Genomic DNA, 23,232 nt, shown 5'->3' with positions numbered 1-23,232 from the left:
AAAAGTTTCGCCAAGTTTCCACTTCTTTTTTCAAATCCATTAATAGGTGATCAAACTGACAAACATACAAATAACTGCACTACTTGCAGGATAGCCCTATTTTTAATTACAAATAGAGCAAAAATAAAATGTTGCTTTATAGCAATACCTATTAGTATTATACTATGCTGCCAAAAAAGCAAATTGTGTATTATTTCACTATTTGCCGTCTTATAAATAAAACATTTAAATTGGTCCAAGAATTGCTGTTAAAAATATTATAAAATATATTAACCTGTTGCTCATCTTAGCTTTTCGTTCAAACTTTTTCCCACATTATCTATTCTAGTGTTAAGTTCGCTCTTAACAGCATCTATTTTGGTATCCAAACTATCTATCTTAGTATGTAAATTCTTTTCTACATTATATATCTTGACATCTAAATTAGATACGTCTTTTTGCAAATTCTTCTCTACATTGATTATTTTCTCTTTTAAAAATTCAAAGTTGTAATTGTTATTATGAAGAAAAATAAAATCTATTACCTCTTCACTAAATTCTATATTTAAAAATTCATTTTTTATGCTTTCCATGCTGTATGTTATATACGCCAAATTACTCATAAATTATCTTTTTAACCGTTTATACTCCTTCATAATTCTTTTAATTATTTCTTTTTCATTATTAAATAATTTGTCTAAAAGATACCCAGCAAATTTAGCATTGCTTTTATAAAACGCATAACTTTCTTGACTCTTAAGTTGAAATCTTAGCGGCTTTATTGAATTTTGTTTTGATTTATCCTCTTTAATTTCTAAGTTTAATATATTTCTATATACGCCCTTTAAGCCTTTTTCTTTAATATCATTTATTGATATGCTCCCCTCTAATACTTTTCTATAAATTTTAAGGTATAAAAAAGCCTGACTTCTAGATATTATAAATTCTGACAAAAAGTCTTCAAATTTTTTATAACCATCAATTAAATAAAGTTTTTTTTCTCTTATTTTATATAGGATTTTCATTGTTTTAATTTTATTCTCAACATCATCAACAGTAATTCTACGAAGTTGATCCTTATAACTTTTATATTCAAGTTCCTCATTTTCAAATTCTTGAACATCCTCAATTCTATTATTTAATAATATTTTTTTTACTTTTAACTTTGACACTTAATCCTCCTAAGTTTTTGTTTTATTTTAAAAAGTATGCCGGCATACTTTTTAAAATAAATTGCTTAATATTTTCTTTATTTCTTGATAATAAGTTTCCTTATTATTTGGCTCTTTTAATTCATTTATAAAAACCTTAATTGAATTATAAAAATGAACTCTTCCCTTAATAAGATCTTTGTACTCTGACTGCAGAATACTTTCAATATCTTTATAAGTATTTCTATTTTTTATAAATTGATTCTCTATTATTACCACATCAATATTTTTCTTTCTTATTATTTCAACTTCTTTGATTTCATTTATTAATATTGGTAAAGACTCTACAGACCACCTTTCTGCTTGAATAGGTATTATAACTTTATTTGTAATATTTAAAGCATTGAACAATAAAGAACTTAAACTAGGAGGAGTATCAATTATTACATAATCAAAATTATAATAATGTAAATTTTTATCAAATATATATTCCAACATAAGCTCTTTATAAGGAATATCTCCTTTTTCAAATTTACACAAAATTGGATGAGAGGGTATAATATACATATTATTATTTATTGAATTTATATATTCGTTAAAAGCAATGGCTTGATCTCTTTTTAATAGATAATAAACATTATTTATTTCAATATTTCTGATATATTGCAAAAAATAACTTGTCAAACTATTTTGAGGATCTAAATCTATAATTAACACTTTATTATTCATTTCGCCTAGGATATATGAAAATATAATTGACAACATACTTTTACCAACACCGCCTTTAATTGAAGCAATTGTTATTATTTTAGGTTTTTTAATGTCCATTTTGTTAGTGATCCTTTCTCTGAATATTTTTTGCCATAAAACCCATATACTTGTTTTTCTAATCTTATAAAGATATCAAATGGCGCTTTGTTGTAATGATTATTTATCCTATCTTTTTTTCTTAGACAATACAATCCCTTAAAGTAACAAAAACACACTATCGATTTTAAATCTAAATTCCACATAATATTCTCTTGCAATTGTGTAAAATTTTTTAATTCCGTTTATTTCATACTTTATAAGGGACTTTTTTATTGGCTTTCTATAACCATAAAAATGACAATATAATTGTCTCTTTCTTTTACGAGATATAAAAAATTTCCTTAACTTTTAATTGATTAAATAATACTCTTAATGCTAAACCAAACACATTTTTTTTATCATAAACTTCACATTTATAAACATCCATCATCATTTTTGTATGGTAAGTTGTTTTATCATTTTCTTTTTCAATTTTTATAAACCGCTCTTTATTGTTATGAACAATCAATGATTTTTTTGTTTCTATAGATTTAGATACACTTTCAATATTCAATCCTTATATAGCTTCTTTTAGTATTAAAGAATTGTTTTCATTTTTTATTAGTTCTAATACCTCATAATAATACATATCAAATACTTTATTATATTCTAATTTGTTTTTGCTATTCAAATAGTCCTTTAAAATTGGTTTTAAAATTTCAATTCTTGACTCTTTTTTTAGCTGTTCAATAAGTATATTTAAAATGTTTATCTTTATATGCTCATAATCTTTTTGAGAATTTTCTTTTTTTATTTCAATTGATTTTTCTAACTTTCTTTTTATGATATCTAAATCTTTATATTTGTAATTTTCAATAATAAAATGTGGCTTAAACTTGTAATTTTCATATACTTTTTTAATATTTTTTTCTAATTGTTCAGTATTATATCCCTTTTTTTCTAATTGTTTTTGAGTATTATTTAGTACTTTCTTTAATTTGTTTTGTTTTTCTTTAAAGCAAGATTTATTTAAACGTATATTTTTATTTTCTGTTAGACTGATTTCAATTCTTTTTATAATTTTAAGCACCTCAATCAAGTTATCTTTGTTGATATCTAAATTTAAAATTAAAAGGGTTTTTTTAGACATAAAATTACATTTATTGAAATATTTTTTAATCTGATATTTTTCTATTTGGTTATTTTTTTCTTCTTCTTTTTTTATGTTATTATTTTTATTATTAATGCTCTGCCCCAAATCTACATTACCCTCTTTAGTAAATTTGTCTTTAAGAAATCTTTTAACTCTGTTTTGAAATCTAGAAAGTTTTTTTTCTTTAAAGTATTCGTTAATTTTAAGGTAACATTCTTTTTTTGGATAATTAAGTTGATAGTAAATTTCAGTCCCAAAATTTACTCCCAAATGTTTGTGGTAGTTGGTTGTGATCTTTATTTCTTTTTCTAATCTATAAAGATATTTTTGCATTGTCCTTAGTGTGGTGGTAGCTTGACCATTTCTTTTGAGATTTTCATTAAAGTAATAGAGTATGTTGTTTTGGGTATATTTCTGATATTTTTTGTTTATGTAATTTAGTGTTGAGATAAGAACTATTAACTTATGCTGTAGCTTGTTATGGTAATTTGTACTTTTATTGTTGTTTAATAGTGCCATGCCGGTCTCCTTTTTGACTTTCAATAAATAATATAATGCATAATTTTGATTTAAAAGTAAATACTTTTCTAAAAAAATATTATATTTAATAGACTGTTTGCAATTAGGTAAATTTTAATTTAGTAAAATGACAAATTGATTTTAATTCTAAGTTGGACTATACTACAATCAGAGTAGTTGTATAAATATTGTCATTTACACCTACCTTTTTGACAATTTTAAATTAAGTGGGGGGCTTAGCTAAGTTCTTTAGCGATAGAACTTAGCTAAGCTCCACTTTTTGTAAAAAAGTGGGCAAAAATAGTTTTTGTTAAATATTTATATTTATTGAAAGTTAAAAAGGCGGCCAACATGGTGCTATTAAATAATAATCCACAAGAAAATATTCAAGCAGAAATTAACTTTATAAAAGATATGAAAACCTTAAGGATGAACTTAGCAGGCATTGATAAAAATTTTGAAGGATATGGGCACAAGCATCAGAATTTCAACGAAATAGCAAGAGAAATTAAAAATGTTATTGACAAGTATAATTTAAATTTTGATTTTGGTCAATTTTCAACTTTTGCAGCTAGAGGGCAAAAGGCAATTCATGTTGTTAAGAGTATATTTTACAGTATTAGTAGTGGGTATAGAAAATCATTTGATACACTGATTCTAGCTGAAAATTTGCAATGGAATAATGAAAATAGTTTTAAAAGTGTAAATATATTCCCTCAATTATTTAGATCATCTATTGATTATTTTAAAAGATGCGCTTTAGTGGCATATCTTAACAGAAGGCGAGGTAGATAATTATGCAGCTCTCATTTATAATAATTATGAAAATAAAATTCTATGTCCAACAAATAAGTTAGTGTAAATTAAAATCAAAAAAAAACATAAATAAAGACTCAAAAAAATAGGTTTTATTACTGCAATATTTTTAAAGAGGTTTTATCTGGCATAGAAAATTGGGTAAATGAGTCTACAATGAAAAACGATATAAATGCACTTGTTAGGGTGATATATGCCGGTAATGGGGTGGCTTTAAATAAATATTTTATTGAAAATTCTGATCTTAAGAGTATAGAATATTGGGCAAGTCTTATAAAAGACTATTCCAAGAAAAACAATAAAATAGATGATCTAAATAATTTTGAGGTGTTTGTATAGTTTAAGCAGCCGGTTTGGGCAGTAGTTCATTAAAATTCTTTTGTGCGCTAAAAGAAGAAAAATAATTTGATTATATATTTACAACATAGCAATATGCTTACATAGCAAAGTCCTTACAAGGGGGCCTACTATAAGGATATATGTCAAGCTCCTTAAAGAACCTTAAGCCTTTATCAAATTTTTTGTCGTTGTTTTTAATTAGCCGGAAGATCAGCATAATGGCTCTATTTTTTTAAAAGTTCATTTTTAAGGTGCTGATAAATTTTATCATTAAGTTTTGATATAGATGTAAGCCCAAATTCAATATTATCTTTAGATAATTTTATTATTTAATCTCTTTTTTTAATATGCGTATTACCATTACCATTTCTGAAAAGCTTGCCTATTGCTATAGATAATACATCTTTTAGTAAAGGCCTGAGAAGAATTAATCCTCCAAGAACTAGTGCTGTTACAAAAATCATCACGGCTATAGGTTTAATTTCATTTAAATTGATAAGAAGTTTGGTTGCTTAAATAGTATCCATTTTTTAATCCTTAATTTTAATTTTTTTATATTTATATAATATACCAAAACTATAATTTTTGATAAAAAAGTTTACAGTTTTAAAAGAGCTAGACTTTCACTTTCTGATCGGTATGTTCTTTTTTGGATATACTATCCTTTATGCACCAGGACTTTAATCAATAAGCCCTTAATGGCGTTAGTATGCATATAGGCTAGAGCTGCATGTTGAGATTCATCGGTACTTAAATACAATAATTTTTCCGTCTTATTGTCATTGTGTGTTATATCAATTTCAATATCAAGGTAAATAGGTCTATTATCACTATTTTTGTAAAAAATAGGAGCAACTTTGTCATAGTAGTTCATGACAATGTTTATTTTTTTTGCTTCTGTATTCATGCGGATAAAGCGTAGTCTCACGAAATGTTCCACCAAAAGAAAAATCGTCTGGGATGCCGAGTGAGTATACAGTAACTGGAGCTTTTAGAATACTATTCGAATTTTCGATTATCAAAAGCTCGTGGTCTCTAGATAAAAGAGTTAATGGCGTGTTGTTTGTAAGTTGTGCTGTTATTTTACTAAAAAGGTTAGAAATATTAGTAGAATCATTGTTAATCAGTTTGTCTGTTATTTTGGTGTAAGTTTTTTCTACAAAGCTTGTATTATCTGCAAGTATAAAAACGCAAATTAAATGATCATCCCCTTTAGGAAGTGAGCTAAATGCTAAAACTTTTTTAGATGCAGCATACCCAGCTTTCTTTTCTCTAGTTAGTATTTTTTAGGTCTTTTGCCTTTTGCAGTGCTTGAAAAAATAAATGTAGCAAAGTTTGTTTTATTGCCCCTTTTAGCGAGATATCAATAACACCAGCTTGTTGGAGTTAGAAACTAAAATATCCACATTCAAAAACGCTTTGAAAATCAGCCTAAATGACTCATTAGTACCAATATGGCGTAAAGCAAATAATAACACTGTTGATATCGTTTGTAATACTTTGCAAAGTTTGAGTTTGTGCGTAGAAAATCGATAAGGCTTGAAATATCTATATAGCAATATATCTTGATTTTATATTTTTTTGCATCAACGGAGATAAAGTTAGAATTAATGAACTTAAGCTCGTTGAGCAGTTTTTGTGTGTATTCATTTTCTGTAATCATAAATTTATGAACTTGAGTATCTTTGAAAAAATTGGATATTTTCATATTTATCAACTATCAATGTCTATAAGCAAGCGTTCTGTTATATTTTAAAAGTAGTAGTGTATCACCATCATCAATGAGAATATCTTCGTTTCTTTTAAAATCGCTATCAGTAATATTTGAAATACATTTATGTTTGTATCTTTAACACAAGTTTTAATTTTTATAGACCCAATTCCTTTGACTTCATTAACAAGGGCAAAAAGATCTTAATATTTAAAACCAGTCCTCATGTCAGAATAGTTGTTTGAAATAATCCTGGAATATATGTTTCTAATTTAAGAGTCTATGTTTAAGTAAACATAGTTTTTAAGATCAAGCCTATACTTTATTTTTATGTAAACATATTTTCTTTTGCTAAGTAATATTTTATAGGATTTATGTTGCCTGGTTGAGTTAAGTCTATCAATTTCTATATTTCCTTCAAGTAAAGTGCCACTAGGAATTGTTAGATATAATATTTCCCAAAGCTTGGCTTTAAATTTAGAGTTGTTAATATTCGTTTTATTGCCATTTAGTAAATCTTCTTTTAGAATTAGATAAGATAGCCCTCAAAGTTATTTGTAATCGGCAAAACATATGTGTTACAACTAAATTCACATACATCAATTCATATGCCATGAATATCAGCATCTGCACTGGCCTCAACATATATAGAGTTATCTTTTGGAACAAGTTTAACCCCACGCTTGTATGGAAAACTATTTTTTGGATCGTAAAAATATTCTTCTATTTTGTCTGCAAAACTTGAACATGCAAAAGAATAAGTATTAACTCGCTCATTCTTTGATTTAAAACAAGCACTTGAGTTGCCAAAAACATTGCTTTCAATCGAACTCATTGATTTTGAATATTTTTTGAATTTCAAAAGAATATCATCGAGTTCTTCAATAGAATTAAAATAAGGATCTTTTACTTGTACATCGTCTTCAGCTTCTCTTACTTAACGTTTAACTTTAGGAGTAGCAACTGGAACTTCTGTTTCTAAACCTAATTGTAAATTATTGCCAGAATTAGAACCCTTAGCTTGACCCTTGTCCCCTAAAGCCACAATTTAATTACCCTTTTAAAGCGCTATTTCCAAAAACACTAGCAAGCACTATGGATAAATCATCATTCAATTTATGTACTTTTGAAAGCGCTATAGCATTAACAGATTTTTAAGCTCCCCCATTCTTTTCAAGCTCTCTTTGTGTATTAAAATGCGGCTTATCACCTGGATTTGCACTATTTTTTTCTATTTTTCTTAAATGTTAAACAATCTTTAAGGTTGTTTGTAATTGGAATTACGGTTGCCATACTGTTAAACTCGTCTATGTCAGTGGTGCATTCAAACAATATTCTAGTATTAAGCTTGTTACCACGCTTTCTAAAATAGACGAGTTAAGATTTGAAATTAATTCTTTAAGTAAAAAATGTAATAAAAAAAGTCGAAAATGTGTTAATGAAAAAATTAATTCTTTGAAAAATGAGCTTAATGATCTTATAAAAGAGTGTTCAATAAGAGAAATGGGGCTTTGCTATGAATGCATAAAAAGACTTTCTGCTGCCCATGAAGTTGAGAATAAAGGCAGATATAAAAGTATAAGAGTGAACTTAAATCAGGCAAAACTTTTTACAACACTTCAAAAGCAATACAAAACTCAGTTTGGAGTTGATATATTTCAATTTATAAAGTTATCAAACTCTGCAGTTAATTTTGATCGATTTAAAGAAAAGCATTTAACTTTAAAGCAAAAGAATGTAATAAAAAGCATTCAAAAGAATAATAAAAAGAAGATTATACTTAGTGGTGGTATAGCTAGTTGAAAAAAGTATCTTGCGTGTTTTTTATGAAAAGTTTAATTGGAAAATAAAAAGTTATACTCTAGTGATACGAATAATTTCATTATAGGTAATTCTCAGTGTTCGACTGAAGTTAATGTTTTAGGATAATTTAAAAGCCATGTGAACTTCTTAATATTTCTTATATTCCAAAACATACAAATAATTCATATATCCTCATTGATTCACTTCCTATTAATTTATATGGAGGGAGATAAGGCAAGTGATTTTGAAAGATTTATAGGAAGTAATTCGGCACTTATTTTTGTGAATGGGGCTACAACTTTACATAAGCAAACTTTAGAGGAGGTTTTGAAAAGACTTAGGTATGGACAAGAAACTATTATTTTTGATACTAAGCCGGATTATCCAGAACATTATTTCAAAATCGATTATATTAATAATACAGTGACTTTTAAGGCATGTAATTTTACAACTTATGATAATATTCTTCTTATTAAAGGATTTATCGAAACTCAAGAGAAACTATATAAAGATATATCGACATATAAAGTAAGAGCTTTGTCAGTAGAATGGATAGCAAATACTGATTCAATTTTTACGCAGATTAATATTGCTTAAGATTATGTGTTCACCAGCCCAATAGCATATTTAGATTCAGCATTGAGGAGAGGGGATAACACCGCTTTATGTGTTATAGCGAGAGTTTATAATAAATATTATGCTTTTATATTTCAAGATAAACGCCCAGCTAATGATACTTATATTATGAATATGGTCAAGCTTGTTTTAGAAAATTTTAATGTACATACGCTTTATATAGAAGATAGGGATAGCGCTAAAGGTGCTGGTGGATTGATATTCGCGAATGCGTGCTGCTTAGGAGCAATATGAGTCAACATTTTAAAATTGCGCTGGTTGAACCAAGGTCTAATAAGTTTAGTAGAATATCGACCTTAATTGCACCTTTTACTTATAAAAAACTTTACATTACAAAGTACAGTAGTTCTTCTATATTTGATGATATTTATACGTATAAAGGCGATAACAAAATCTATGATGAACTTCTTTGAGTGCACTTACTAAGATTATTAATAATGATAAAAAAACGGCATTTTATTTTCTTTGTTGAAAAAACAAAATTCAATCAATCATAATAAAGATATTTCTAATTTGCAATAATAAAAACATTTGTTCTATAAGAATGTAAAGGATAATAAATGTTACTCAGTTATGATTTTAAAATTGAGCTCTACAATGCAGATAAATCAAAAAAAACAATTAGTGGAGATTATTATCTTGAAGAAATTCCTAAAATTATGATAAATACACAAAATGGAATTCATGTTGATATTACTATATCTAATATGTATTCAAGTTATAATTTTGTAAAGTCCAAACAGGCAAAAATTTTACTTTAGAGTTTGTCCTCAGGCTTCAATGACAACATTAAGGAGAAAGATATAGTAAAAATATATTATAAAAAATTTGCCCATGAGAAAAAATTTGATTTTATAATGGCGGGCTATTTGGGAATTCCTATGAGCACTGATTATCCTGGTGGAGATGTTAGTGTAGAGCTTGTGATGTTCGTTTATTAACTAAAAGCAACTTCTTCAATCGAAAATTGGAGGGCAAAAAGGGCAAAAGCTTTAAAGGTAAAACGGTGCAAGAGGTAATAGAATCTGTATTTCCTAGTTGCAATATCATTAATATGGATGAAAAAGATCGTATTAAAATCATTGACAAAAATATTTATTCTAAAACGCCAAAAGAGTTTATTGACAAAATAAAAGGAATATATGTTCGTAACGTAATAGCTGATGTTGGTACTGGTACTGATGGGATTGAATGCAATTTTAGATTTACTAATTACAAAACAACTGGGAAAGGTGTAAACCATGAGGCATTAGAAGATTATGGCCTTGAGTTTATCCCGCAACAAGAAATTACTTTGGGCACCACACTTAAAATAAATCTTATATTTTGGAACTCCAAAACATTTTACACACACAAGCTAAATGTTGGTGATAAAGTTTCATTTATTGATGGGCTAGGGAAAATGATAAAAGCCACTATAAAAGAAACAAGCGCAAGGCCTAGTAACACGGGAGAGTGTTCATTGATACTTAAGTTAGAGGATGACTCTAATAAAAAACGTAAAAGGTAAGGGGGGGGGTTAGAATGAGTAAAGGCTGTGAAATTTACAGAATGACCCAGCGCCTTTATGGCCAGGCATTAGCACAAGAAGACATAAAAAATTGGATTTATTCAAACATTTTTATAATTTGAATTGGCATTTTAAGGGAGTTTAAACAGCAAGCTCAAGAAGCTGTGGTTACAATTCCAGAATTTGAAGACTTAGAAATGAGCAACTATTGAAAAAATGGGCAAATTAGAAACTTTAGTAGGGGGGCATTGATTTATAAGGACGGAGGTGTTAATGACGATATTATATAGGCTCAAGGGCCAGCAAGGACTACTATTAATTATATAAACACTGTTGTTTAAGATTTAAAAAAAAGAAGCTATTTTTAAATAGCAAATATTTTATAGAATTTATATTCAAGCATAAATTTAGGAATTAAAATCAATGATTTTACTATGAATCTTAAATTTGTTTTGTTAAATTCAAAACCACCACGCCCCTATTTTTAGCTATATAATTAAGGGGTCCATGTGTGTCTCCTTTATTTTTAAATAAAAGATATATATTTAAAGGCAGTCAGACCTCTTTTAGGCATATTTTCTTTGGATTCACTTATATAAATATTAAAAGCATTTTGTTTGTAGTTTAATTTTTCCAATATCTTTAGTCTTAAAATCTCTTTCGTATTGAACTAGGTGTTTAATTAAATTACATGCAAAGAATGATAAAACGATAATTATCTTGCCAATATGTATTAATCAATCTTTATATTTTTTTAGCTTGTGAAAGTTAATTATTAATATTGTGTGTGGTGGTATTGTGAATTTTATGTTTTATTCTTTTTCTGCTCTAGGATTAGGGTTTATAATTTTTATAGATGAAAACAAAATAGAAGAATCTAATTTAACTAAACAATTTTTGTTTAGTTAAAATGATATAGGGCTTTACAAAGTAGATATAATTAAAGAAAATCTAAAATCGCTAAGTAAAACTATTTAAACTAAGCCCCATAATGAAAAAGTTTTAGTAAAAATATTAAACCAGTATTAATAATGCTTACATTAGATGATTAGCTGTTTTTTTAATTAATAAATTTTGTATTTAAAGTTCTATTCCACTTATAAATATTGTCTATATCAATGATTTTTCAAGCATTGGTCCATTTCATATTCCAAATATTTTGTATTGTCGTTAATTTATTGACATAGGAATTATAAAAAGGTCATCATCTTTTAAATTAAAAAGTAGAATAATATTAATAAATAAAAACCATCAAGCTCCCTCTTTTTTTACTAATAATATAATTGCATTGATTATGGTTGTTATTGATATTATTTTTTACTTTGCCAATGAATATGAAAAAAATAATTTTTTAAATAAAGAAATTGGTATTAGTAATTGCAATTTATTATTTTATTTATATTTTAAAAAAAATATAAATAAAATATAATAAAGATTTATGATAGAAAGCAAACATCAAAGATATTATTTTTATTCATTATTTTTGTCAGAACTTGCAAGGACTTTGCCACATGCTGTATTAACTATTATTTTAATAAATAAAGGGTTATCACTAAAAGATATTGCTATGGTACAAATTTGTTATATGGTAGCAATTATTATTTTTAAATTTCCATCAGGTGTAATATCAGATATTTTTGATAGAAAAATTGTTTACTTAGTGTCAATTTTTCTATTAATGATTTCTTATTTTATTGTTTTTAAAACCTCTTCATTCGTGTTTATTTGTGTTTCATGGTTTATATATGGGATGTCAGCTGCTATTAGCACCGGCACGATTGACATTAGCTTTACTAAAATATATCAAAATAACTCAAAAAAGCTAAAAGCTTTTATATCATTTGTAAAAATAATCCTAAGTATTGGTGCTATTTTAGGCGGATACATTGGAAGTGTATTATATTTGTACATTGATATAAAAATTTATCTAATTTTATTATTAATATATTTGGTAGCGTCTTTAATTACAATTTTTTTTATACCAAATGATAAAAATCCACATTATAATCATGGTAAAGAAGATTTAAGTTTATATCTTATAAAGTTTAAAAAAATTGTAATAACATTATTGAAATCTAAAGAACTTTTAGAATTATTTATTTTGATTGGCTCTATTCAATTTTTTTATCAACCTTTTTATTTGTACTGGCAAGCAATTTTTATTGACAAAACCATATTCGTTAGTATATTTGGAATTATTTATGTGCTATTTCGTTTATCAGATATTGCGGAGCATGGGCATTTAGAAAAATTAAACATTCAAAATATGATATTTATATTATTTTAACCACAATATCTTTATTGTCAGTTTTAATAAAAATAGTTTCACATATTTACATATTTATTGCTGTAATCACATTTTTAGACTATTAAATCTATAATATACTTAAAACCAAAGTTTAATAAAAAATAACAAATGATTTTCCATCCAAATTCCACAGGAATTATAAGTGTAGATGAGTTTGTTAAATAGATTTATTTTGATTCTGAATATGCTTTTTATGATATCTGTAAAAACTTTTTCAGCAGAAAGAATACAAGAATTTCTAAGCCAAAAGTAATATTAATGGTGATGCCTACTCAAATAGATAAAATATTTTTCCACAAAAGCTTAAATATACATTTTTAAATTGTTAATAAATTTTAAAAGCGAAACATTAAAGTTTATATTTTGACACTATAAACTCTTCTAGATTTTCTGCTTTTGTAGCTTGTTCTTCAGATTCATTGTAAAGGTCATTTAAATAAGATTTAAGCTTATTAATATCTGTTTTTAGATTTTTATAATCTCTTACAAGTTGCATTGCCCCGCTTGCGACTCTTTCTTTTGCAGACAATATTTCTTCAAATGAATTTTTAAGTTTTTCTAAATCTGACAGATCTAGTTTGTCCAGATTGTCTTTTTTGGGATATAAGCTATCAGTTGTTGTATCAAGAGCTCCCCCGATAGAGCTAAAGAAATTAAACATATCTACTACTGGCACTAGTTTATTTTCATTTATAACAATATTTGAGAATTCCTTTAATTCATGAAGACTCAGAGTGCTTAAAATAGTATAAGTATGTCTTCTAAATCTTATAGATCTTTCGGTATTGGCAGATACATCTTCAGTCCCCGGCCCCCAATTCAATCCTTTGAAAGCCTGTACCCCGTATTGATCTTCGGGTTCTTCTTTCATTCTTTTTTTATACTTTTCTTTATGCTCATTAGCTGTTTCTATTTGCTTTTTTAAATCATTAGATAGTGTATTTTTTAGTTGTTGTTTTTTCTTTGGTTCTTCTTCTGTTTTAGTAGGCTTTAATTCTTTTTGCTTAGAGTCTCCAGTTTTGGGCTTTGATTTTTCGGTAGGCGGGTATTTAATGCCTTTTTGATCAGTATTAAAATCTGTACTGCAAGCTAAAAATAGAAAAACAAATATAGTTGCAATTATATGGTATTTCATAAATACTCTCCTTTATATCATTCCATATTTATTTATACTTATTATAATTTAATATTTAATTTGATTCAATATTTAATATTTAATTAATAAAATTAAATATTTTACTACAACTTAAACTTTTTTAAAATTTATTTTATATATCCTTGATTAATTTTTGTAAATTAATATCCTAATATAGTGGTACTGGTTCAACAATTTGGACATGCTTGCTTATTTTAATAAAACAAGCTCACTGTTCTTTAGATTCTTAAGATATTTTTCATTTTTTCTAAAAGCTCCTCTAGTTTATTTAAATTTTCGATTTTAATTTTGACAGTTTTCAGAATACTTTCGGGCCGATCAACATCATTTATTTAAATTTTATCTCTTAATGTCGATTTAACCTTTCTGAAATGAATAGTAAAGTTTTCTATTATAAGTAAATCTCTTATTATGTTTATTTTAATATTAAAATAATTGTTTTTGCAATTTTTACTTCTTAAAGGTTAATTGGTTGCTATTTATCAATTAATTTCAATTATAATTTATTTTTTTGTTTGTGTAATTAAATTTCTGTGCGTTTAATTAAAGTAATATTAATGGTAAATAATAAACTTTTATATTTCAAGGTTTAATTTACTTAAACCCGCATATTAATTAGGCGGTGATAATATGGTTTTTCTCAGATTTCTAACCTCTTTATTTTTTTCATTAAACTGATTGTATATCGTATCGAAATAGGTTTCTTCTGATTTGGAATTTTCATTGTTTTGATGATCTAATAAGACCCTTTTTATGATTGTTGAGAAAAAATTCCTTATAGAGAATAGTTGTTTAAGAGAATTTTTGATCTTTTCCAAATTCGAGGTATTTGCCTTATCCAAGGCATCTTTTTTTGAGTCTAAGTGAATAATTGCTTGCTCCAGATTAAGTTCTAGAATTGCTATGCTATTTAATACTTTGCCCGGCGATTTTAGTGTTGGTTTATTAAATATGGTTGCAAATTTATTGAATTCATCATCTGTTAAAAAACTATTTATAAAATCGAAAGCTCTTTTATCTATCTCAAAAACTTTCTTATTTTTTTTATCATCAACAAGGTTTTGATCTGCTGGTTTTGATTGTAGCAGTTTGCGCTTGTCGATGCTTTCTTTAGTTGTTGCTATTAAATTTTTTATTTCATTAATATATTCGTTTTTTGTTTTATCAACATGTTTTTTTATTTCCGTTTCAGTGTCGTGGTTAACAGTGCAGCTATTTAAAAGTAAAAAAACACACATACATAAAATTATGTTGTTTTTCATAAAAATTTCTCCTCAATTAGTATAGATTAATTGTATTATTATATTAGAGAACATACAACACAATAAGCTTGACAGAATAATAAGATATTTTTATTAGATTAAATAAGTAATTTTTGACAATAAAAGTGCATTATTATAGTATTTTTAATATTTTTTAAGTTTTAATATTTTTTTAAAGTCTTTTAAAAACTCTATCTAAAAATAAGATCCCATTTTTATTGCCACGATTAAATTTATATTATTTTGATTTATTATACTAATAAACATTAAAAGTGTTTATCTTCTTTTTATGATGAGCTTCTCAAGAAAATCTTCAAATTTATAAAGTCTTTGTTATTATTTTATATAAAATTTCCATTAATTAAATTTTATTATTTATATCACTACAGTAGTTTTTTGTAACTGATTTTTATAGCTTTGATTTTTATTTAGTATCGTTTTTTAAACGACAGTTGGAATCCGTTTATTCCAATATCAAAATTAGGTTCAAAACCCGCAATATCAATGCCGAGTCTTTTTTTAAGATTTGCATTGTGTTTATTTGCAAATGTAAATGGAATAATAAGTGAGGCTATGTGGGATGCTATAATAGTGCCTACTCCTATCGTTGTTATTATATGCCCAGTTGTTGCTCTTGCTTCATCATCTGTATGGCCAAGAATATTTCCAGCTATGCAAAGTATGCCTCCTAATAACTGAGATCCAAGCACTGCGCCACCACCAATATAATCTCCTTGGACAAAGGATCCTATTCCTAAAGTTAAAAATAAATTCAAAAGGAATGGTGCTAGTATAGTTGCTTTTTCGCTTTTATATTTCATAATGGCTTCAATACTTCCAACACTTTTTTCAAGCTTATCTTGTGTTGCAAAGATTTGTATTGTTAAGCCAAGAATTAATATCAATGTTAAAATTTTTTTCATATTGATATTGCCTCCCAATAAATTTTAATAATTAAATGTTAATGCAATTTATCAAAAACCCCCAAAGAATACTTAAACTATAGTTTTCATTAATACTTCTCCAAATAAATGAAATATTTTTTATAAGTCTTGAAGATGATGTTTTTAGATTATTGATAAATTCATAAGATTTTAATATTGGGTTGTACATATATTGAATATGAGATATTAAAAATATGACTCTAAAATTAAGCGATACTATTGTGGATTTGTAGTAGTTGTATCACTTTGTATGATAGAGATATAAATGCAACTCTAAATCCTAAGGCGTATTCTTATAAAGAAATAAAAACCAAGGCAAGAATTTTCTAAAGTAAAGCCTGTGTGATTATTCTCTGATGGACGACCGTTCTTGTAGGGCTGAAAAGCTGGCGCGGAATAAAGCAAGAAGCTATTTATAATCTTTTTTTTAGAAATGGTATTTAACAGCGTTAGACCTATCTTTAGGAAAAGATAGGTCTTTATATTATGACAATTTCAATATATAAATTAAAGGTCCTCTATTGAGCATATGGCATTTTTTAGCTTTAGTGCTTCTTCGGTTTTTTTTGTCATTTGATTGAAAAGTGTGTCTACATAAGACTTAAGTTCATTTATGTCTGTTTGTATACGATTTGTATTATTTTGATAGTCTAATAAGAGCTTATGCATCATTTCTGAGGCGATTTTTTTTATCTCTAAAAAATTTTCCAAAGAATCTTTAAGCTTTTTTAAAACCAAAGTCTCTAATTTGCCCAAATTGTCTTTTTTGGGATACAAAAAATTAACAATCTCTTCAAAAGTACCCCCAAGTGAGTTAAGGGCGTTAAATATGCCCTGTGTTTGTCCCGATGCCATTACAATTTCTGAAAAATTCTTTAAGGAAGCGTCATTAATAGTATTTAAGATGCTATAAGCTCGTTTTCTATAGGCTTTAGATCTTTCGGTATTTGCGGACAATTGCTCATTTGTTCCATCTAGCCAGAACAAATCTTTGAAAGCCAGTATTCCGTATTGGCTTGAAGATTCTTCTTTTAACTTTTGTGTATATTTATCATTATCTTTTTTAGCTGTTTCTATTGAATTTCTTAAATCATTAAGCATTGTGTTTTCTGTTTTTTTATTAATGCCTTCTTCTTTTTCTTCTTTGTAGTTTGCTTCTTGATTTGGGACTTCTTCTTGATTTAGGCTTGTTTCTGTTTTAAGTTTTAGTCTTTTTTTACTAGATTGATGCTTTATATCTTTTTGATTAGTGTTAAAATCTGGATTGCAAGCTAAAAATAGGAAAACAAACAAGCCTGTAATAATGTTATATTTCATAAATACTCTCCTTAATTAAAATCTAAAATTTAAAATCCAATATTTAATATAATACAGTATTAAATTAGATCCAATATAATATTGGATCTAATTTAAATTAATAAAACAGTGCCGGATTCATAACAATATTTTTATTGTGAGAAGTTTTATATTATTTTTATATGTGTTTCATTAATTTTTTTATTAAGTGTAATAATTTTTAAATTCATGGTTGTATTTATATTTCTATCATACGAAATATTACAATTGCCACAAGTCAATTTAATCTCACTATACTTTATTTTATAGTTTGGGATTTTATTATGCAAAAATTTAACACGTCCAAGCATCTTATAATGTAATGACAAATAAATTAATTTTTAATAATCATTTTGTACATTATATTAATTACCCCATACTTTTTATGTCTAAATTAGACATAAATGCATAAATGAAAAAATTTTGTTATATCTTTATTAAAAATATTTAATTTATATTCTCTATAAAACATCTTCCTTTATGGGGTTTTATAAAATCTTGATCTACTAAAGTGTATTCAGATTTATTAATATTAAGCAATATGTTAAAATAAATTTAAATGCAATAATTCTAATATATTATTTATTATCGATTTTGAGGAGATTAATCTATGCTTAGAGGAAAAGAAATATCTTTCTTGTTATTTTCGCTACTTTTATTTATATCATCAATTATAATTTCTCACGGAATAAAAAACATTGGCACTAAAAATGAAAATTATATTACGGTCAAGGGCCTCAGCGAAAGAGAAATTTTATCAACATCTTCTAGTTGGGAGTTTAGATACAGCTTAACTGGTGACACCATTAATGATATTAATAAAGCAAATAATTTAAGCTTGTCTAAAATTAAAACCTTTTTTTTAAAACATGGATTTAGCGAAGACCATATAAAAATGGGGTTTATGGAATTTAATGAAGAGAATTACAAAGAATCTCTTTATAAGTATAGAGCATATATATCTTTAACTGTCCATACAAAAAATATTGAGAAAATGGAGGCAGCAGAAAAAAATATTGCTGAGCTTTATAATCAAGGCATATTAATTAGCAACAGCGGGGGGCCAAGATATTACTTTGACAATATTAATGATATAAAGCCTGAAATGTTAGCAGATTCAATTAAAAATGCAAAATTGGCAGCTTTTGAATTTGCAAAACATTCAAATTCAAAATTAGGGAAAATTAAAAATGCAAATCAAGGATATTTTGAATTTCTTCCAATTGATAGAAGCTTAGGGGCTCAAGAGCGCTATCCAAAAAAAATATTAAGGATTGTTACAACTGTTTCTTATTATTTGAATTAATATTGGAAAAACTATTATTTCTAAATAAAATCATAGAAATGGCTTGCATCAAGCAGTAAAAGATCAGTATTCTTAACATCATCCACTCTATTTAAATCTTTAATTTGAACTGCTTCTTCTTCATCAATTAGTAATTTTTCTTCTTCTTCAGACATTAAGCCTCACTAGTTGTTAAAAATTATAATATTTTGACCATCTTTATCATTGATTTTTAGTACTCTACCTATGGGAATAATCCTTTTTATAAAAGCGTAAATTTAATGATGATATTCTTTGGGAAGTGAGTTAAATACCAAAGCTCTTTTGGATGCAACATACCCAGCTTTCTTTTCTCTAATTAGTATTTTTTTGGGTTTTTTACCTTTTGCAGTGCTTGAAAAAATAAATGTAGCAAAGTTTGTTTTATTGCCCCTTTTAGCGAGATATCAATAACACCAGCTTGTTGGAGTTAGAAACTAAAATATCCACATTCAAAAACGCTTTGAAAATCAGCCTAAATGACTCATTAGTACTAATATGGCGTAAAGCAAAAATGACACTATTAATATTGTTTGTAATACTTTGTAAAGTTTGAGCTTGTGCATAGAAAATGGATAAGACTTGAGATATCCAGATAGCAATATATCTTGATTTTATATTTTTTTTGCATCAACGGAGATAAAATTAGAATTGGGGGACTTAAGTTCATTAAGCAGTTTTTGTGCATATTCAGTTTCTGTAAGTATAAATTTATGAATTTCAGTGTCTTTGGAAAAATTAGGCATTTTAATATTTATCAATTATTAATGCCAATAAGTAACCGATCCGCTGTATTAAAAACAGTAGTATATCATTAATGAGAATATCTTCGTTCCTTTTAAAATCACTTTCAGCAATACTTGAAATACTCTGGGTATTTCTATCTTTAACACAAGCTTTAATTTCTATAGACTTAATAACTTTTGCTTAATTAACAGGAGCAAAAAAGTCTTGATATTCAAAGCTAATCCCCATATCAGAATAGTTATTTGAAATAATCCTGGAATATATGTTTCTAATTTGAGAGTCTATGTTTAAGTAGAGATAGTTTTTAAGATCAAGCTTGTACTTCACTTTCATATAAACATATTTTCTTTTTCCTAGAGATATTTTATAGGATTTATGTTGTCTGGTTGAGTTAAGTCCATCAATTTCTACATTTCCCTCAAGCAAAGTGCCACAGGAGTTGTTAGACATAGTGTTTCCCAAAGTTTTGCTTTAAATTCAGAATTGCTAATATTAGTTTTACTAGTACCTAATAAATCTTCTTTTAGAATTAGATATATATTGGCTTTTCCAGCTGAACTTTTAATCTTGGTGTACTGTACTCAACCCCACCAAGATTAAGTAAGGCAGATTTAACTGCGATTTAACTGCACTGTAAGTTGTGTTTTTAGAAGAAATGTGCTCTTCAATGGCAGTCCAATAGGCACCACCCGGCCTCATTTTAGAAAAAAAGAGATTAAGCTTATTAATTACTTCTTCTTCAATTAATGCTAAAGAAGATGTAATAATGTTGTAAATTGGGCTGTTATTATTATCAATATTAATTGCATAATTTACATGCAAATAGTCTCTTTTTGATTTTGCCATATTCTTAATTCTGCGTTTTAGAATGCCAAAATCAGAATCGAAAACTATGCTCATAAATCAAACTCCATATTCAAAATGTCGCATGAGAAAAAAATTACATATATACTTTGTGGTCTTTTATAGTAATTTAAATATTAATTAAATCTAAGTTAAGCTCTTTAAATATTTCATGAAAATAGTTTTTAACGGCTTGAAGATTGTTTACTTTCAAAAGTTTCAAAAGTAAGAAGTAATCCAGTCTCCAATTAGGAGAACAACTTAGACCACCCTTTAAGGTTTTCAAGAATATAAACAATTTTCGTTTTTGTTCGTCAATTCCCTCAATAAGCGATAAATCATTATTAAATACCAACTCAAAATTATTTCCAAATTTTAAATCTATACTCTTAATTATATCATATTTAGCAAAAATTACTTAAACAAGTTGTTGATATCGGCGGTAATTCTAGAAGTTGCAGCTCTTAGGCTTGCATAGTTAATAGTTGAGTCTCCTATGAGAGTTACACCATTAATAGCACCTACGAGATTATCTAGAATTTTTTTAAGCTAGTTGTTCGACTAGCTATATCAATTGTACTATTTGTTTTGATCTTAACAGTATCAAAAATTAGATTTAAAGTTTTTGGGCCAATTACACTAAGTATGCAGAAATGATGCTTGTCAAAGTGAATATTGTCATTTTTATCAAAAATATTAATGTTTAATTAAAGTGGTAAAACGGCATCACCCCTTGAGAGCTCAGGGCTAATATTGGATATACTTTTTGTATGAATTTTTAAGTCTTCAAATTCTGGCATTATAACGACAGCTTCTTGCTAGGGATTTTTCATCAATGCTTTAATTTCAGCAACTTTTTCATCAAACTCTTTTTTAATTTTTGCGATATCACTTATTAAAACCCCCTTTAAACAATACTAGTTCTTTTATGTCTTTTTAGATTTTTATAAAATTGAGCTCGTCTTTGCCTATAAGTACTACTTATAGCCTGTACAAACTCCGTGAAATTAATTGGAACAAAATTAAAATCAAGCAAACTTACTCTCTCTTCTAATTTAATAATAACATTACCTTTGATAGGGTCAATAGAAAAAGAATTGTCACTCGCATTTTTTCTTAATTTGATATTCACTTTAGCTAAAGAAACAAGTTGTTCCAATATCTCTCCATCGATATTGGCTTATATCTTATGCTTTAGCAATGGCTTTAATTTTCTCAATTGGGACAAACTTGCGAACAAGCTCTCTGCGCTGTGCCTGCATAATGTCTTTCGGGGCGTATCCTTTTACAAGTAATACTTCTTTATTAAAATGGTTGCTAAGATGCGCTTTTGCAAGTGTATCAATTTCATTTATGCGCCCAGTCTCTAATAATAATTGCTTTTCAACACGCTCTCTCTTCAACTTCTGCAAGCTCTTTTGTGATTCGCTCATTTATGCTTAAATAACGATTTGTCTCTTTGGGATTTACATTGCCTACTTAGTCTTTAAGGCTCATATACTCTTCAAATTCTCCAGCACTTATAACCTCTTAGTATTAGATTTAATTTGAGACTCCTCTTTTACTTGTGCATCAATTGCTTTTTTTCTTCTTTTTCTTCATTTTTTAGCTCCTTTTCTCAAAATGAGAATAATTTTTCTTTTAAAATAGCTAGCTCCCCATTAGCAAAATGGCTATTTTGCATAAGCTCGTTGTTTTTACTATAAAGCTCAATTAGCTTTATATCCCTTTCTACTTTTTGATCTTCACTTAACATAACTAGTGAGTTAAACTTCATATCAAGCCCAAAATATTTAGCAAGCTTTAAGCTACAGGAATTCTCAACTTACCCCTGCACACCTTTTAGAAAATCATAATAATTGCCTCTATCGCCTTTACCATTATTTCCAAACCCCTTAGCCTGCTCATTAAAACTTCTAGTTAGTGGTTCTTTAGTATCATCACCAATTTTTGCTTTAATTAAAGCCAAAGCCTCATTTAAATAGCTAAGATCATACTTAATAACCTCTAAATTAGCGTTCGAAGTAGCCATATAAAACATTCCTTCATTATTAAGATTACCTTTAAGCCTCGTTAGCTCATGCGACAACGAGTCATTAAGACTGCGTAAATTATAAATATCTTTAATTATGATTATTTGCGTTTTGTTTTCTCAAAAAAAGATAAAATACCATTTCCTTTATCATTATTACTCTTGATAAGTACACCTAAAGAAGTTGTTGCGCTAGAGAGTGCGCCTTGTAGTTGAACCAATGATTCGTCTTTGTAAAACAAAAAATTATGGCTCTCAATACGCTTTTCTATTTCAACGTATATTTTTTCAAATAGGTAAATATCTAGCAAAAAGCTTTCAGTACAACAAAAAACATATCTTTTTAAGGCACAATCGAGGTTTTCATAGTATTATGAGTCGGCTTTTATGTATTTTAACAGTGTCATAAGAATTGTCCTTATTATTGATTTTTACTTTGTAAGTTATATGATCAAAGTCAATTCCTGAATCTCTAATAGATTTATAATCAAGGTATTCAAATCTAATAAGTAACTCTATATTAACGGGCTCTTCAAGATCTAATAATTTATCTTTGGTTTTTACTAAAATATATCTAATTCCATGAAATCGGTAGCTTATAATACAATTAAGTAGAGCATTCTTAAGCTGCGCCTTTAACCTAGAAAGTTCAAACTCACTAACATTACTACTAATACTTTCAAGAATAAGTCCGTTCTTAAGACAATCTTCTGTTACATTTTCAATGTAATTTCTAAAAAATATTGAGTATTTGTATAATTCTAGTGAACTTATTTTATCTAATAGTTTTACTTTTCTTAAATCACACACCTTTTTAATTCTCTTTATCAAATTACATATATGATAGCAAAAACTAATATTTTTGTCAAAAAAAT

The 23,232-nt window shown here is 26.9% G+C and carries 16 protein-coding genes and 18 pseudogenes; 8 read left to right on the top strand and 26 right to left on the bottom strand.

Annotated features, from left to right (window positions below):
* Window positions 1-287: 287 nt before the first annotated feature.
* The 5 genes and pseudogenes from bdr to BSV1_RS05360 form a co-directional block, all read right to left on the bottom strand.
* Window positions 288-602: pseudogene (gene bdr / locus BSV1_RS05380) on the bottom strand (Bdr family repetitive protein); the annotation flags it as partial.
* A gap of 3 nt (window positions 603-605) precedes the next feature.
* Window positions 606-1,151 carry a chromosome replication/partitioning protein gene (locus BSV1_RS05375; protein WP_012672902.1) on the bottom strand — a complete coding sequence of 182 codons (546 nt, stop codon included), beginning with the start codon at window positions 1,149-1,151 and terminating at the stop codon, window positions 606-608.
* Window positions 1,152-1,202: 51 nt separating this feature from the next.
* Window positions 1,203-1,958, bottom strand: coding sequence for a ParA family protein (locus BSV1_RS05370; protein ID WP_012672913.1), 756 nt, complete (start codon window positions 1,956-1,958; stop codon window positions 1,203-1,205).
* A pseudogene (locus tag BSV1_RS05365) lies at window positions 1,934-2,487 on the bottom strand (DUF226 domain-containing protein). Before BSV1_RS05365 ends, BSV1_RS05370 begins: the two are co-directional and overlap by 25 nt.
* A 9-nt stretch (window positions 2,488-2,496) precedes the next feature.
* Entirely contained in the window at window positions 2,497-3,591 is a 1,095-nt protein-coding gene (locus tag BSV1_RS05360; protein WP_012672895.1) for a plasmid maintenance protein, read from the bottom strand.
* A gap of 351 nt (window positions 3,592-3,942) precedes the next feature.
* On the opposite strand from BSV1_RS05360, the gene BSV1_RS07620 reads away from it, so the two are divergent.
* Both BSV1_RS07620 and BSV1_RS07615 read left to right on the top strand, forming a co-directional pair.
* Complete coding sequence (locus BSV1_RS07620; protein ID WP_012672908.1) at window positions 3,943-4,386, top strand: ERF family protein; 444 nt, start codon at window positions 3,943-3,945, stop codon at window positions 4,384-4,386.
* A 177-nt stretch (window positions 4,387-4,563) separates the two neighbouring features.
* Window positions 4,564-4,746, top strand: coding sequence for a hypothetical protein (locus BSV1_RS07615; protein ID WP_012672888.1), 183 nt, complete (start codon window positions 4,564-4,566; stop codon window positions 4,744-4,746).
* A 329-nt stretch (window positions 4,747-5,075) separates the two neighbouring features.
* Here the strand turns inward: BSV1_RS07615 and BSV1_RS05350 are convergent, their stop codons facing one another.
* The 8 genes and pseudogenes from BSV1_RS05350 to BSV1_RS06760 all read right to left on the bottom strand — a co-directional run.
* Window positions 5,076-5,210 (bottom strand): BlyA family holin, encoded by a 135-nt coding sequence (locus BSV1_RS05350; protein WP_012672889.1) that lies wholly within the window; start codon window positions 5,208-5,210, stop codon window positions 5,076-5,078.
* 194 nt (window positions 5,211-5,404) lie between these two features.
* Complete coding sequence (locus BSV1_RS06470) at window positions 5,405-5,674, bottom strand: DUF685 domain-containing protein (protein WP_141631005.1); 270 nt, start codon at window positions 5,672-5,674, stop codon at window positions 5,405-5,407.
* On the bottom strand, window positions 5,607-5,870 hold the full coding sequence (locus BSV1_RS07610; RefSeq protein WP_425359153.1) for a DUF685 domain-containing protein: 264 nt from the start codon (window positions 5,868-5,870) through the stop codon (window positions 5,607-5,609). Before BSV1_RS07610 ends, BSV1_RS06470 begins: the two co-directional genes overlap by 68 nt.
* A 114-nt stretch (window positions 5,871-5,984) precedes the next feature.
* Window positions 5,985-6,224, bottom strand: a pseudogene (locus tag BSV1_RS07605) (DUF735 family protein); the annotation flags it as partial.
* Window positions 6,173-6,454 (bottom strand): DUF735 family protein, encoded by a 282-nt coding sequence (locus tag BSV1_RS07340; RefSeq protein WP_012672896.1) that lies wholly within the window; start codon window positions 6,452-6,454, stop codon window positions 6,173-6,175. The pseudogene BSV1_RS07605 and the gene BSV1_RS07340, both read right to left, overlap by 52 nt.
* Before the next feature lie 5 nt (window positions 6,455-6,459).
* Window positions 6,460-6,993, bottom strand: a pseudogene (locus BSV1_RS07505) (DUF276 domain-containing protein); the annotation flags it as partial.
* Window positions 6,990-7,502: pseudogene (locus BSV1_RS05340) on the bottom strand (DUF228 domain-containing protein); the annotation flags it as partial. The pseudogenes BSV1_RS05340 and BSV1_RS07505, both read right to left, overlap by 4 nt.
* Window positions 7,503-7,509: 7 nt before the next feature.
* Window positions 7,510-7,789 (bottom strand): annotated as a pseudogene (locus BSV1_RS06760) (DUF228 domain-containing protein); the annotation flags it as partial.
* Between BSV1_RS06760 and BSV1_RS06755 the strand changes: the two are divergent.
* From BSV1_RS06755 to BSV1_RS05315, 5 genes and pseudogenes are all read left to right on the top strand, one after another.
* A pseudogene (locus BSV1_RS06755) lies at window positions 7,712-7,969 on the top strand (DUF603 domain-containing protein); the annotation flags it as partial. The pseudogenes BSV1_RS06760 and BSV1_RS06755 sit on opposite strands and share 78 nt — an antisense overlap.
* A gap of 72 nt (window positions 7,970-8,041) precedes the next feature.
* A pseudogene (locus tag BSV1_RS07005) lies at window positions 8,042-9,306 on the top strand (terminase large subunit domain-containing protein); the annotation flags it as partial.
* A gap of 150 nt (window positions 9,307-9,456) precedes the next feature.
* A pseudogene (locus tag BSV1_RS05325) lies at window positions 9,457-10,406 on the top strand (DUF693 family protein).
* Between the two features lie 14 nt (window positions 10,407-10,420).
* Window positions 10,421-10,606: pseudogene (locus BSV1_RS06735) on the top strand (DUF777 family protein); the annotation flags it as partial.
* A 1,238-nt stretch (window positions 10,607-11,844) separates the two neighbouring features.
* Entirely contained in the window at window positions 11,845-12,693 is an 849-nt protein-coding gene (locus BSV1_RS05315) for an MFS transporter (protein WP_012672885.1), read from the top strand.
* A gap of 370 nt (window positions 12,694-13,063) precedes the next feature.
* Here BSV1_RS05315 and BSV1_RS05310 read toward each other — a convergent pair whose 3' ends face one another.
* The 4 genes from BSV1_RS05310 to BSV1_RS05295 form a co-directional block, all read right to left on the bottom strand.
* On the bottom strand, window positions 13,064-13,849 hold the full coding sequence (locus tag BSV1_RS05310) for a complement regulator-acquiring protein (RefSeq protein WP_012672879.1): 786 nt from the start codon (window positions 13,847-13,849) through the stop codon (window positions 13,064-13,066).
* Window positions 13,850-14,481: 632 nt separating this feature from the next.
* Window positions 14,482-15,132 carry a CRASP family complement regulator-acquiring lipoprotein gene (locus tag BSV1_RS05305; RefSeq protein ID WP_012672893.1) on the bottom strand — a complete coding sequence of 217 codons (651 nt, stop codon included), beginning with the start codon at window positions 15,130-15,132 and terminating at the stop codon, window positions 14,482-14,484.
* Window positions 15,133-15,560: 428 nt separating this feature from the next.
* The gene (locus BSV1_RS05300) at window positions 15,561-16,055 is read right to left on the bottom strand and encodes a P13 family porin (protein WP_012672232.1); all 495 of its coding nucleotides are present in this window, start codon (window positions 16,053-16,055) and stop codon (window positions 15,561-15,563) included.
* Window positions 16,056-16,583: 528 nt separating this feature from the next.
* A complete protein-coding gene (locus BSV1_RS05295) occupies window positions 16,584-17,393 on the bottom strand; it encodes a virulence associated lipoprotein (protein ID WP_012672869.1) in 810 nt (269 codons plus the stop codon).
* Between the two features lie 628 nt (window positions 17,394-18,021).
* Here BSV1_RS05295 and BSV1_RS05290 point away from each other — a divergent pair.
* Entirely contained in the window at window positions 18,022-18,717 is a 696-nt protein-coding gene (locus BSV1_RS05290) for an SIMPL domain-containing protein (protein ID WP_012672900.1), read from the top strand.
* 47 nt (window positions 18,718-18,764) lie between these two features.
* Here BSV1_RS05290 and BSV1_RS06900 read toward each other — a convergent pair.
* From BSV1_RS06900 to BSV1_RS05265, 9 genes and pseudogenes are all read right to left on the bottom strand, one after another.
* Window positions 18,765-18,872 (bottom strand): annotated as a pseudogene (locus BSV1_RS06900) (DUF685 domain-containing protein); the annotation flags it as partial.
* A gap of 9 nt (window positions 18,873-18,881) precedes the next feature.
* A pseudogene (locus BSV1_RS07500) lies at window positions 18,882-19,487 on the bottom strand (DUF735 family protein).
* Window positions 19,483-20,012: pseudogene (locus BSV1_RS07600) on the bottom strand (DUF276 domain-containing protein). The pseudogenes BSV1_RS07500 and BSV1_RS07600 overlap by 5 nt, the downstream one beginning before the upstream one ends.
* A gap of 31 nt (window positions 20,013-20,043) precedes the next feature.
* Complete coding sequence (locus tag BSV1_RS07595) at window positions 20,044-20,382, bottom strand: DUF276 domain-containing protein (protein ID WP_012672887.1); 339 nt, start codon at window positions 20,380-20,382, stop codon at window positions 20,044-20,046.
* Window positions 20,379-20,710: pseudogene (locus BSV1_RS07495) on the bottom strand (hypothetical protein). Before BSV1_RS07495 ends, BSV1_RS07595 begins: the two are co-directional and overlap by 4 nt.
* Window positions 20,711-20,739: 29 nt before the next feature.
* A pseudogene (locus tag BSV1_RS06730) lies at window positions 20,740-21,143 on the bottom strand (DUF777 family protein); the annotation flags it as partial.
* A gap of 3 nt (window positions 21,144-21,146) precedes the next feature.
* Window positions 21,147-21,221, bottom strand: a pseudogene (locus BSV1_RS07325) (DUF228 domain-containing protein); the annotation flags it as partial.
* 11 nt (window positions 21,222-21,232) lie between these two features.
* Window positions 21,233-21,902: pseudogene (locus BSV1_RS05270) on the bottom strand (DUF1357 family protein).
* 41 nt (window positions 21,903-21,943) lie between these two features.
* A pseudogene (locus BSV1_RS05265) lies at window positions 21,944-23,167 on the bottom strand (anti-CBASS protein Acb1 family protein).
* Between the last annotated feature and the right edge of the window lie 65 nt (window positions 23,168-23,232).

The organism is [Borrelia] finlandensis, assembly GCF_000181875.2.
Lineage (GTDB): Bacteria > Spirochaetota > Spirochaetia > Borreliales > Borreliaceae > Borreliella > Borreliella finlandensis.
This window is presented reverse-complemented; position numbering and strand designations above follow the sequence as displayed.

Coding starts and splice junctions, on each gene's coding strand:
- BSV1_RS05360 (WP_012672895.1), bottom strand. CDS start 3,591: ATGGCACTATTAAACAACAATAAAAGTACAAATTACCATAACAAGCTA.
- BSV1_RS07620 (WP_012672908.1), top strand. CDS start 3,943: ATGGTGCTATTAAATAATAATCCACAAGAAAATATTCAAGCAGAAATT.
- BSV1_RS05290 (WP_012672900.1), top strand. CDS start 18,022: ATGCTTAGAGGAAAAGAAATATCTTTCTTGTTATTTTCGCTACTTTTA.
- BSV1_RS05305 (WP_012672893.1), bottom strand. CDS start 15,132: ATGAAAAACAACATAATTTTATGTATGTGTGTTTTTTTACTTTTAAAT.
- BSV1_RS07595 (WP_012672887.1), bottom strand. CDS start 20,382: ATGAGCATAGTTTTCGATTCTGATTTTGGCATTCTAAAACGCAGAATT.
- BSV1_RS05315 (WP_012672885.1), top strand. CDS start 11,845: ATGATAGAAAGCAAACATCAAAGATATTATTTTTATTCATTATTTTTG.
- BSV1_RS07615 (WP_012672888.1), top strand. CDS start 4,564: ATGAAAAACGATATAAATGCACTTGTTAGGGTGATATATGCCGGTAAT.
- BSV1_RS05295 (WP_012672869.1), bottom strand. CDS start 17,393: ATGAAATATAACATTATTACAGGCTTGTTTGTTTTCCTATTTTTAGCT.
- BSV1_RS05310 (WP_012672879.1), bottom strand. CDS start 13,849: ATGAAATACCATATAATTGCAACTATATTTGTTTTTCTATTTTTAGCT.
- BSV1_RS05350 (WP_012672889.1), bottom strand. CDS start 5,210: ATGATTTTTGTAACAGCACTAGTTCTTGGAGGATTAATTCTTCTCAGG.
- BSV1_RS05370 (WP_012672913.1), bottom strand. CDS start 1,958: ATGGACATTAAAAAACCTAAAATAATAACAATTGCTTCAATTAAAGGC.
- BSV1_RS05300 (WP_012672232.1), bottom strand. CDS start 16,055: ATGAAAAAAATTTTAACATTGATATTAATTCTTGGCTTAACAATACAA.
- BSV1_RS07340 (WP_012672896.1), bottom strand. CDS start 6,454: ATGAAAATATCCAATTTTTTCAAAGATACTCAAGTTCATAAATTTATG.